Origin of the sequence: Bavariicoccus seileri WCC 4188 (assembly GCF_000421665.1) — a bacterium.
Classification (GTDB): domain Bacteria; phylum Bacillota; class Bacilli; order Lactobacillales; family Aerococcaceae; genus Bavariicoccus; species Bavariicoccus seileri.
Genome location: NZ_ATXL01000002.1, coordinates 41671 through 53485, shown reverse-complemented (window position 1 = coordinate 53485; position 11815 = coordinate 41671). Strand labels below are relative to the sequence as shown.

Sequence of the window (11815 nt, the reverse complement as noted above, 5' to 3'; positions counted from 1 at the left end):
AAACAGGTACGCTAGAATACTAAGGTTGTGAGGGTGGCGGATATCATGCGAGAAAAAAGGGTCATAATTCCAAGCTGGCCATTATTGGCTATCCTTTTCACGCTCTTAGTGTTGTGGGGTGCTTTTTTGAGTTCGCCATTTGGTAAAGTCACTACGATCGAGGTGAGTGGGACGCATGATTTAGATGCGACAACCCTGGTCAAAGACATGAATATTAAGCCTGGGATTTCAGTCGTTGATCTTTGGCTAAAAGAAAAAAGTATCGAAAGTAACGTCGAAGCGAGTTCGCCTCAAGTATTAGCTGCTGACTTTTCGTATACGAAGAATATCGGTTGGTGGCTCAAAGTGGACGAGGCTAAAGTTTTAGCATTGTGGCAAAATGGAGATAGTTATTTACCCATTTTGAAAAATGGTCAGACGTTAGAGGCAGTCGATCCCAATGAAGCACCTATTTTACCCATTCTTATTACGCCAAATGATTGGCATGCAAATAAAATATTTCTCGAATCTTTGAATAATCTCGATGATGCGGTTAGGACCAATATCGTTTCGATGACTCTTGCAGAGGATTCTGATGAAGTCTCTCTAACAATGAGTGATCGGCAAGTTGTTATTGGCATATCAGATACAATCATGGTAAAAATGGCAGATTATCCAGCTATGAAAAAGGAAATAGGAAATAAAGAGGGAATTTTGTATCTAGACGAGGGTGCATATTTTAAAGAAAGTGATCAAAATGAGACAGTACCGGTAACACAAGACAACTAATGTCTTCTTTGCTAATTGATGTCTAATAATGTCTCTGCATTACAATTTAAAGAAAACTAGTTTACAAACGAAAAAATCGGTTAAGTAATAGTAAAAGAACTCATTTTTTTAGCTCATTTATGCTAGAATAAGTAAGTATACTAAAGTATAAAATAATTCATATTGAAAGTAAGGAGGTTTCAATAAACATGCATCATAACAGAGTTTATGTCAGTTTAGATATTGGAACCACTTCAATCAAAGTCGTAGTTGCTGAATACGTTAAAGGTCAATTAAATGTTCTCGGGGTTGGAACTGAAAAAACGAATGGATTGAGTCGTGGCGTCATCGTCGATATTGATGACACTGTCACGGCAATCAAGGAAGCTGTCAAGATTGCTGAACAAAAATCTGGAACTACGATTAAAGATGTTGTCGTAGGGATTCCTAGCAACCAAATTCAAATCGAACCTTGCCATGGTATGATTGCTGTGGCCAGTGACAATCGAGAAATAACCGATAAAGACGTCTATAACGTGATAGCGGCGGCTAAAGTAAGATCAGTCGCTCCTGAGCGTGACATTATTTCAGTATTACCAGAGGAATTTATAGTAGACGGATTTGATGGTATCAAGGATCCACGTGGTATGATTGGTGTTCGCTTAGAGTTACATGCGAATATGATCACCGGTCCACGAACGATTATTCATAATATCAAACGCTGCGTTCAAAAAGCGGGATTGAACTTGATTGATTTGGTGGTCCAACCTATTGCTAGCGCTCAAGTAGCTTTGACAGATGGTGAGCGTGAGTTTGGCACGATTCTACTTGATATGGGTGGCGGTCAAACGAGCGTATCGATTTTTCATGAAAACCAATTGAAATTCTCATTTGTCGATCAAGAAGGTGGCGAATTTGTCACACGGGATATTTCGATTATTTTAAATACAAGTCAAAAAAGTGCTGAACAATTAAAGTGCGAATATGGGTATGCTATCGCCTCTCACACATCTGATCAAGAATTTTTCTCTGTTGAGACGATAGGAAAGAAAGAACCAGTGAAAGTGGATGAACATTATTTAGCTGAGATTATTGAAGCTCGGTTACTCCAAACTTTCCAAACACTCAAACGGGCTTTAGCCGAAGTGGATGGTCTAAGGTTACCAGGAGGGATTGTCATAACTGGTGGAGCAGCATCTTTACCAGGAGCTGTTGAATTGGCAGAAGAAGTATTTGAGATTCCGGTTAAACCGTTTATGCCAGATCAAATGGGCTTACGTCATCCAAGTTATACGACCAGTCTGGGTCTTGTAACTTATGCTTGCCAATTAGATGATATTCATCGTATAGCTCAGCAAAGTGAAGCACCGCATCCGATTACTGAAAAAGGAGCACCGATGAACCAGTCGTCGTCATCGGAATCTTCTCGGAATCTTAATACGAACGATCTAGCAAACTCAAAAGAGACTGCTAGCAACCCGCAAAAACAAACGGCTCAAAAAGCCAGACCTAAAGCAAAACATACAACGACTAAACCAAATAATCCAAATGGATTTTGGGCTCGTATCAAAGCCTTTTTTAAATCTCTGATGGAAGAATGACAAATGCAGTGGTTAGCTGCTAAGGAGGATAACAAATGGAATACTCATTTGACAATGCAATGGAAAATGGTGCTGTGATTAAGGTGATTGGTGTCGGCGGAGCAGGTAATAACGCTGTCAACCGTATGATCGACGAAGGTGTTCAAGGTGTTGAATTCATCGTTGCAAACACAGATACTCAAGCTTTAAAAAATTCAAAAGCAGAAACAAAGATTCAATTAGGGCCTAAATTGACCAAGGGATTAGGGGCAGGATCTGTGCCTGAAGTTGGTGCAAAGGCTGCTGAAGAAAGTGAAGAAACCATTCAAGCTGCTCTAGAGGGCGCAGATTTGATTTTCGTTACAGCAGGAATGGGTGGTGGAACTGGAACTGGTGCTGCACCAACTGTTGCTAAAATCGCGAAAAGCTTAGGGGCTTTAACGGTTGGCGTTGTGACTCGTCCATTTAGCTTTGAAGGTCCTAAACGCGGACGTTTTGCGGCAGAAGGCGTTGCTGCAATGAAACAAAATGTAGATACATTAGTCATCATCTCTAACAATCGGTTACTCGAGATTGTTGATAAAAAGACACCAATGCTTGAAGCTTTCCGTGAAGCCGACAATGTTTTACGTCAAGGTGTTCAAGGTATTTCAGACCTTATCACTGCGCCAGGTTACGTTAACTTGGATTTTGCCGATGTTAAGACAGTCATGAAAGATCAAGGCTCTGCATTGATGGGTATCGGTGCTGCTAGTGGTGAAAACCGTACGGCAGAAGCAACTAAGAAGGCTATTTCTTCACCATTACTAGAAGTTTCAATCGATGGTGCTGAACAAATCCTATTGAATATCGCTGGTGGTCCAGATTTGACCTTGTTTGAAGCACAAGATGCGAGTGAGATTGTTGCCCAAGCCTCAACAACTGAAGCCAATATTATTTTGGGTACTTCAATCAACGAAAACTTACAAGATGAAGTCATCGTAACCGTTATTGCTACTGGGATCGATTTAGATAAGCGTAATGAGCGTAAAGCTGTTAGTGATAAAAAATCATCACCATTCAATAGTCGGACACCAAATTCACGGCCACAAGCTAGTAGACAATCAGATTTTAATGAAGACACTACAAGAGCTGAACGTGCTCCACGTGAAAAAGAAGATAAAAACTTGTTTGGAGATTGGGATTTGAAACGTGATCAACCAAATCGTCCAGCTCCAAGTGAACAAGAGGATACAACTGGTTTTGACACGAATTTACCGCCAGTAGAAGAAAATAAAAAGGGTACTGATAATGATGGGTTGGATACTCCACCTTTCTTCCGTAAGAGAAATCGATGATCTGAGTACTGATAAACAGCCTGAACATGAAGTTCATAGATAATAACTTTATAGTATCCTTACGATATTATATGAGGATGGGGCTTTTTGTCCCATCCTGTTTTTTAAAAACAAGTATTAAAAGTGACCAGACAGAGTTCTTGTGGATCTCTAACGTTGGTTACAGAAATGATCCGCTTAAGTGGTCAGTTAAAGTGGTCAGTGAAAAAGGATAGGGAGGTATTTAGATCATGGGTTTGATGGATTCGCTCAAAAATTTTATTTTAATGACAGATGAAGAGGAATATGAAGATTACGAAGAGTCAGAGGATGTTGAGAAAGCTGCTTCATCGTCAACGCCAATGGAACATACGGAGGCTTCTAGTCCATCATCAAGCAGTCGTTCTTCTAGTATGAATAACAGAAGAGAGCGGTATTTAGCACCATTACCTCAACGTAATAAAGGAAAAGTCTCACCTGCACCGGTTTCTAAAATCCATGTGGTGGAGCCAAAGGTTTATGCTGAAGTTGAACCAATTGCAGATGAATTACTCGGCAATCAAGCATTGATTATCAATTTTAAAAATGTTGAGGATGTTGAAGCCCAACGCATTATAGATTTCTTAGCAGGAATCGCCTATGCCGTCGGTGGTGACTTACGAAAAGTTCGTGATGGTATCTTTGTAGCAACACCACCATCAATGACGATTGATGGTGTCTTAGAGGATGCTGAACAAAATGAAAGATTCTTCTCATCATGATAAGGAGGTAAAAAAGTGGGCAATTTTGTATATTATGTATGGCGAGCGTTAGATTCTGCCATTTATGTCTATTCTTTGCTTCTTGTGGTCTATGCCTTGATGAGTTGGTTACCAGGTGCTAGAGATTCAAAACTAGGCGAATGGGTCGAAAAATTAGTGCGACCTTATCTGGAGATATTTGATCGTGTGATCCCATCTATTGGTGGCATCGGCTTCTCAGTAATGGCAGGCGTGATATTTTTACAACTGGTACAACGTGGATTGTATATCCTATTTGTCAGAATTATGATGATGATCCACTAAGATGATCTTCTCCATAATGGACTGGCGTTTTGGTGGTAGGGGATAACAGTAGAACCGTTGTGGAGTAAGTTAGCCAAAAGCTACAGGATTAGGGATAGACGTGTCACAGTTAGACAATGAGGATAGATAAATGGCAACAGATTTATATCAACATTTTAGACCAGAAGAACAATTATTTATTGATCAAATCGAATCTGCTAGGGCGCAAGTTTTGGATCATTATTCGCCATTGTTGTTGCACTTCCTTGATCCAAGAGAGCAATATATCGTTTTGAGCGCTTTAGGAAAAGAAGGAGACGTTCGATTTAGTTATCGCGGAGGATATCATGAAAGTGAACGCAAACGATGCCTACTTTATCCTGACTACTATGAGCCTAGAACAGAGGACTTTGAGATTGGTTTCTTAGAGGTTCATTATCCTGTAAAGTTTGGGAACATTTCTCATCCAAAGATTTTAGGCAGTTTGATGAGTGCGGGGATTAAAAGAGAGCTTTTTGGAGATATTATCACAGATGGCACAAGGTACCAGATTATCTTAGATAAGACAATCATGGATTATGTGGTGACTCAGGTGACCAAAATAGGTAAGATGACGGTTCACCTAGAGCCAATCACTGAAACTAACTTGGTCATCCCAACTGATTTTTGGGAGCCGATTGAAACGACTGTGAGTAGTTTGCGCGTTGATGCAGTTATTAGTTCGATTTTTCATGTTTCAAGGCAAAGAGCTAAGATATTGATTCAACATGGGTCTGTCAAACAAAATTTTGCCATCTGTGAAAGACCTGATGCCTTATTGGATATCATGGATATTGTTTCCGTGAGAGGCCATGGTAGAATAAGAATCGATGAAATATATGGTCGTAGTAAAAAGGATCGCGTGCGAATCGGCGCCAGTATACTTGCAAATAATGGCTGAGCATTGGATAATAACAAGTGAAAGAAAGTCTTGAGATCATTTTTGAAGCGTGCTAGTTTTGTAACTGTAGCTTCAAACTGTCAGGATGACTAGTGATTTAAAAAAGGAGAGAATAATTATGGCAATAACCCCAATAGATATTCACAATAAGGAATTTAATACACGATTCAAGGGATATGATCAAGAGCAAGTCAACGATTATTTAGATGATATCATCCAAGAATTTGAGACATTGCTTCAAAAGAATCAAGAGCTTGAAAAGAAAATTTCATTTTGTGAAGAAAAAATTGGTCATTATGAAGGTATTCAAGAAACCTTGAATAAATCGATCATCGTGGCACAAGAAGCAGCAGACCGTTTGAAGAAAAATGCAAACAAAGAAGCAGAAATGATTATTTTTGAAGCTGAAAGAACAGCTGATAAGTTGTTGAAAGATGCAGCTCGCAAGGCAACTGCTATTAATCGTGAGACGGATGCTCTGCAACGTGATTCTCGTGTCTTCCGTCAAAAACTACAATTATTGATTGAAACACAATTGGAAATGGTGAAAAGCGAAGAATGGGATGAATTATTGAAATCCCAAAAAGATCCTGAAGTTGTTCCGCCAACTGTTAAAGAAGTTGTAGATGCCCGTCGTAAACGTGTGAGAAGAATGGAACGTGAAGCTAATAAGCAATTAGAAAAACGTGATGTTGAACTTCATGATGCTAGTCTGGATGAGACAAGAGCATTCGAACCAATTCATCGTCCAAAACCAACTGATTCTGAAGAACTTCCTGAAGAACCAGTACGTAAAGCACCAAAAGTAACCGCAGAAGTAGCGCCACAGTCAAAACCTGATCAATCATCGGCTAATGAACAAGCTGAGGAAAAAGCTGTAACGCCTGAACAAGACAGACAAGAAGAGAAGCCTGTGGATGTCGTTGTATCGACTGACCAAGATCAAGTGGTTAAAAAGGATGAAGAAGTTACTCCAACAGAAGAACTGACACCTGAAGCGCGTGCTAAAGCAGAAATCGAAAAGAGATTGCGTCGAAGCGAACGTCAAATCGAAGAAGAAAACTACGATTCTAAAAAACCTGTGGCAGCCAAGCATCAAGGATCATTTGACGACGAGTAATAGAAAGATATAGTGTAACCCTGTTCTAGAATACTAGAGGTTAACAGTGGTATAGAACCTAAAAAGAAGATAAGCATGGCAGAAGGTAAATCATCTGCCATGCTTATCTTTTAATTTTTGGTTGAACTATTGTAACTGACAACGTAACTGACGACATGATTGACGTCGTTATTGTTGATTTTACGGTATATCTTTCCCACAAATGAATGGTCATTAGAAAAGTAGGGTCATATTAGGAGGTTTATTTGTACTTGTTTTCTAGTCTGCTCATGAAAGCACCCAACCATGTGCCAGCTAGGAGTAGTAAGATACAACCAATATAGTCTCCGAAACCAATGCCACTATAATCTGTCGGAATAATCATTACAGTTGATGCTAAAACGATTCCTAAGATAAAATGGAAAAGTTGTGGAAAGGCAATGCTGAAGATATAATTCATCAGTTTGGATAGCAGTAACACAGTAGCCAGTCCACCGATTCCAATTGGGATAATGATCGCAAAATCGAAGTTCTTGAACCCATCCGCCATGAGTTTGTAGAGGCCCATATAGAGTAGAAAGTTTGAAGGAGATAGTCCTGGAACGATCATTCCTAGAGCAATCAAGACACCTGCAAAGATCCAATTCAAGAAAGTTGGTTCTACCACTGTAAACAGTGCTGAGCCTTGCCATAAGAAGAGACTACCCGCAATGAAACTAACAGCAAGAATAATATATTCACGAGTTGATCGTCCTTCTTTGCCAGCTTCTTTCCAAAGAGATGGTAGGGTCCCTACAATGCAGCCAACGAAAAACCACAAGATAACTGTTTCGTAGTTGCCCAGTAGGAAACTAACACCAAATGATAATAAGAAAATCCCGAATAGAGCTCCTAGGCCAACGGGTAAGAAGAACAGGAAATTCTCTTTGAACTGCTTGGTGAGATTAGCTAAAAAGCTGATCATCCGTTCATAGATTCCAAAGATAGCAGCTAGTGCGCCACCACTAACACCTGGAAGAATAAAACCTGAACCGATAAACATTCCTTTGATGAATCGCAGCCAAAAGCTGCCGTTTTTTGAATCTTCAGTCATTGTAATAACCCCTCGCATTTTTGACAATAAAATATCGGAAAAAAACATTTCGTCTTTTTCCGACGTTGACCCCATATTATCATAGATCATGATAGATTGGGTAAACTTTATAATTTATTAACTATTTGCTAGCTAGATGCTAGCTAGACGCTAACTGGATGCTAACAAGCTGTTAACTAGGCGCTAACGAGATGATGGGTAATTAAAAGTAAGCTGCTGAAAAAAATCTACTTACTGGTTGCTTTTAGGATCCAACTTACAACGAGTATCAAAATAATAGCACCTAGTAGACTTGGAATGACAGTGTAGCCACCTATTACAGGTCCAAGATCTGGTAGTAAAGCTCCACCAACCCAAGAACCTAACATTCCTGCAACAATATTACCAATAATACCTCCAGGAATATCTTTTCCTAGAATTGCGCCTGCTGCCCATCCGATAACGCCACCAACAATTAAAGACCATAACCAACCCATAAATAATTCCTCCTTTAATTTTTTTCTAATATCGTCAACAAAACTGATGACGACTAATTGACTCGCATTGCCACAACACGACTACTCAAGAGAGATAAGCTCAGAAATATCGTATAGGGATGCTATCAACTATACACTAATTATAAAAGAGAACATATTTAAAGTAAAAGAATATGATTATTGACCACTCTGCTCGCGTCTACTGATTGAGAGCAATTGTTGTTTCAATTGATTTTCCATGACACCGAGCTCTTTTTCTGCTGACCGACGTTTTTGTCTACCTTCTTGTTGGATACGGACTGTTTCTTCAAGCGTTTCTAGCAAGTCGTTTTGCGTCTTTTGCAAAGTCTCGATATCAATGATGCCACGTTCGTTTTCTTTGGCAGTTTCAATAGAGGATTGCTTCAACATTTCTGAGTTTCGTTTCATCAGGTCGTTGGTTGTTTCAGAGACTTGACGTTGTGCCGCTACAGCATCACGTTGACGGAACAAGGTCATTGCAATAGCAATTTGATTTTTCCAAAGTGGAATTGCAGTCGTGATAGAGGACTGAATCTTTTCCGCTAGTGCTTGGTTAGTGTTTTGGATTAAACGAATCTGTGGTGCTTGTTGAATCGTCATTTGCCTTGTCAATTTTAAGTCATGATTTCGTTTATCTAATCGCTCCGCAAAGGCCCGTAAATCACTGACAACTTGGACATCCATTTGATTTTTAGATCCAGTGGTCTTAGAAACGGCTTGAGGGATTGTGACTGTTTCTAGTTCCTCAAGTTTTACTTCGCCAGCAGCAATGTAAACATTCAATGCTTCATAGAAGTTTTTATTCTTTTGATAAATTTGTTCGAGTGTTCGATTGTCATTCATCAGACCAGATTTTGACTGCTTGAGTTTTAAAGCAATCTTGTCGACTTGTGTTCCTACTTGTTGGTACTTAGCAGTCATTTGGTAGACCGATTGTTTTGCCTTCCCAAACCATTTTTTTAGGACATTATTTTCTGCTGCCGCTAATTCTTTTGGATCAGTCTCATTCAATTTGAACATTAATTCAGTGAGGGATTCACCGATTTCTCCGGTGTCCTTATTTTGAACATGGAGTAACATTTGTTGACTAAATTCACTCAGTTGCTTTTGTGCGGCAGCTCCATAAGTGATGATAGCTTGCGGATTAGATTCATCGATTTGTTTTGCTAATGCACGTGCTTGCTGTTGCCGTTCTTCAGTCAATGTATCGATCAATTTTGATTTTGGCGCTTCATCTCCTGAATCTAGATCAAGGTTTTTTGGCGTAAAATCAGCCGTTGTATCGTTTGGATCTCCAAAGGGATTTGATAAGAGGGCGTCAACATCATTTGACTGTCCTCCGTTTGAGGTATGATCTTGATTGTCTGGTGTCAGTTGGTTTGAAATATCGTTATTTGCCATAGAGAAACCTCCTAATAGGTTGAGTTGTTACTTCCTTAAGTTATAGTGACATCCTAATGTCTGTTGATGTATCTGGCGTAATTTTATGCACCTGTCGTATGCTGATATATTGTCTTGATGTTATGACAGTGATGGGATCAGGGTAAAAGGATTAAGGTGAAGAGTATATGAGTAATGGTATTTCGGTTTATTATTAAATCCAAAATACCATAATTAAGACGACTAGTGTAGCTTTAATGATATTCTCAGTGGTGAAGGATTAAAAAGCATCGAAGTCTTGAGCAGATACAGCTGCTTTTTCCTTTTTTAAACTTTCTTCGAGTTCACGTAAAGCCATGTCTGGAACTGCACGTTTTTCTTCTTTTGACATTTCCAGTAATTGTTTATCTTGTTCTAATCGCTCTTTAGCGAGCTGTAAGTCAATTGTGATATCGTCAATGTCATCCGACATGAATTCCCGATATGACCGTTGTACACTAGCACATAAGGCTTCAACGGTTTCGATACTATCAGTCATTGTTTGAAAAGTTTCCTTTGATTTGCTGACATGTTTTTCAATGTCTAAATATTTTTCACTGATTTCTAGCAAAGAAGGAATGTAAGAATACAATAAGGCTTCAACTTCGTATAGTCGTTTTGGTGCCATGGTGATCTCATTGAAATAGTCTTTCAAGATCGGGAACAAGTCATATCTTGTCATGACTGCTTTTAATTTGGTCGACCGACGAGTTGTTTGTTCAAGTGCAATGACTTGTTCTTTTGTTTTGGCCATTTGCCTTCTGAAAAAAACGATATCATTCTCATCAAGCCCTTGCTCTTCATAAAATGCTCTCTTTGATGGAGAGAGGGGAGGCAAGTCATTCTGTCGCTTATTACGTTTCAGTGAAAAACGTTTATGACTAGGTTTATTGAATTGTCTCAAGGTGATCCAACCACCGATATAACTGAATAAAACACTTCCAGTTACAATGATAGCACCGTTAAAAAATCCACCGATACCGGACATGATCGCCATTACGAGAAATCCCATTATCATTCCAATCATAACACTTGTCCATACCAAGGAATAATTCTTCAGAGAATAAGGATCTTGTTGCTTGTTGTCAGTTTTATTATTGAGATCAGTTGACTTCATGGGCGAGTCTCCTCTCTTTCTATAGTAACAGTATATCAATGTTAAGGCTAAAATGTATAAGACTTAAGCACGATTTATCTAAAACTTTTACAAAGTTAGTTGTCAAAACCCTAGTGGTTGCGTATTCTTAAAGAGAAACGTGCTTATAAATAGAAAAAGAAATTGTAGAAAAAGAAGTAATAGAAAGAATAGAAGTAATAGATAGAACTGAAGAAATAGAAGCAGTAGAAGAAAGTGAAGAATAGAAGAAATAGTAGGAATCGCATAACTAGAAAACTAAAGACGAGTGAGGAAAACGTGATGACAAAAGAAGAGCATGTGTTTTATAAAAATGATTTAATCGCAAGCAAAACGGATGATGAAAAGTTCTATGAAAAAACACTGAAAAGGGAACAGATTTTTAAAGGAAAGTTTTTAGATGTTGTCATCGATACAGTTACTCTGCCAAACGGCAAAGAAAGTACCAGAGAACTCGTTCTTCACCCTGGCGCTGGTGCAGTGATTGCCTTTAATGATCAGGATCAATTGTTAGTAGTGAAACAATTTCGAAAACCTTTTGATAAATGTTTGATTGAAATACCAGCAGGGAAAAAAGATCCAGAAGATGCCAGTCCACTTGTCACCGTGAAACGGGAACTAGAAGAGGAGACGCATTATATAGCAGATCGTTGGAAAGAATTAAGGACGACGGCTTTGACATGTGGCTATTCCAACGAATTATTGACCTTCTATGAGGCTAGTGGGTTACACTTAAAAGAAGGGTCGAAAGCAGCAGATGAGGATGAATTTTTAGATGTCGGTTGGTTGACTTATGACCAACTTCATCAATTGATGGTGGATGGGGTCATTATTGATAATAAAACACAATTTGCTTATGACTATTGGACAAATAAACGATTGAGGGTACAAAAATGACATTAGTAGTGCTTTAAATAGAAAGCAGTTGATCAATGGAGGTGATTTA

General features: G+C 39.0%; 12 protein-coding genes. 8 read left to right on the top strand and 4 right to left on the bottom strand.

Going from position 1 to position 11815, the window contains the following annotated elements; genetic code table 11:
- Positions 1-45 precede the first annotated feature (45 nt).
- From H541_RS0100730 to H541_RS12875, 7 genes are all read left to right on the top strand, one after another.
- The gene (locus H541_RS0100730) at positions 46-768 is read left to right on the top strand and encodes a cell division protein FtsQ/DivIB (protein WP_022795442.1); all 723 of its coding nucleotides are present in this window, start codon (positions 46-48) and stop codon (positions 766-768) included.
- Between the two features lie 188 nt (positions 769-956).
- Positions 957-2348: a cell division protein FtsA gene (ftsA, locus tag H541_RS11125; RefSeq protein WP_022795441.1), complete on the top strand. Its 1392-nt coding sequence runs from the start codon at positions 957-959 to the stop codon at positions 2346-2348.
- A gap of 35 nt (positions 2349-2383) precedes the next feature.
- Positions 2384-3664, top strand: coding sequence for a cell division protein FtsZ (gene ftsZ / locus H541_RS0100720; protein WP_022795440.1), 1281 nt, complete (start codon positions 2384-2386; stop codon positions 3662-3664).
- Positions 3665-3894: 230 nt separating this feature from the next.
- Positions 3895-4404 carry a cell division protein SepF gene (locus tag H541_RS12645; protein WP_022795439.1) on the top strand — a complete coding sequence of 170 codons (510 nt, stop codon included), beginning with the start codon at positions 3895-3897 and terminating at the stop codon, positions 4402-4404.
- A 15-nt stretch (positions 4405-4419) separates the two neighbouring features.
- Positions 4420-4707 carry a YggT family protein gene (locus H541_RS0100710; protein ID WP_022795438.1) on the top strand — a complete coding sequence of 96 codons (288 nt, stop codon included), beginning with the start codon at positions 4420-4422 and terminating at the stop codon, positions 4705-4707.
- 130 nt (positions 4708-4837) lie between these two features.
- Entirely contained in the window at positions 4838-5626 is a 789-nt protein-coding gene (locus H541_RS0100705) for a YlmH family RNA-binding protein (RefSeq protein WP_022795437.1), read from the top strand.
- A gap of 118 nt (positions 5627-5744) precedes the next feature.
- Positions 5745-6746, top strand: coding sequence for a DivIVA domain-containing protein (locus H541_RS12875; protein WP_022795436.1), 1002 nt, complete (start codon positions 5745-5747; stop codon positions 6744-6746).
- Positions 6747-6987: 241 nt separating this feature from the next.
- Here H541_RS12875 and H541_RS0100695 read toward each other — a convergent pair whose 3' ends face one another.
- The 4 genes from H541_RS0100695 to H541_RS0100680 form a co-directional block, all read right to left on the bottom strand.
- On the bottom strand, positions 6988-7818 hold the full coding sequence (locus tag H541_RS0100695; protein WP_022795435.1) for a DUF368 domain-containing protein: 831 nt from the start codon (positions 7816-7818) through the stop codon (positions 6988-6990).
- A 227-nt stretch (positions 7819-8045) separates the two neighbouring features.
- Entirely contained in the window at positions 8046-8294 is a 249-nt protein-coding gene (locus tag H541_RS0100690; RefSeq protein WP_022795434.1) for a GlsB/YeaQ/YmgE family stress response membrane protein, read from the bottom strand.
- 177 nt (positions 8295-8471) lie between these two features.
- A complete protein-coding gene (locus tag H541_RS0100685; protein ID WP_022795433.1) occupies positions 8472-9716 on the bottom strand; it encodes a toxic anion resistance protein in 1245 nt (414 codons plus the stop codon).
- Positions 9717-9975: 259 nt separating this feature from the next.
- Positions 9976-10851 carry a 5-bromo-4-chloroindolyl phosphate hydrolysis family protein gene (locus H541_RS0100680; RefSeq protein WP_022795432.1) on the bottom strand — a complete coding sequence of 292 codons (876 nt, stop codon included), beginning with the start codon at positions 10849-10851 and terminating at the stop codon, positions 9976-9978.
- A 300-nt stretch (positions 10852-11151) separates the two neighbouring features.
- Here H541_RS0100680 and H541_RS0100675 point away from each other — a divergent pair, with 300 nt between their 5' ends.
- A complete protein-coding gene (locus tag H541_RS0100675) occupies positions 11152-11766 on the top strand; it encodes an NUDIX domain-containing protein (protein WP_022795431.1) in 615 nt (204 codons plus the stop codon).
- Positions 11767-11815: the final 49 nt, after the last annotated feature.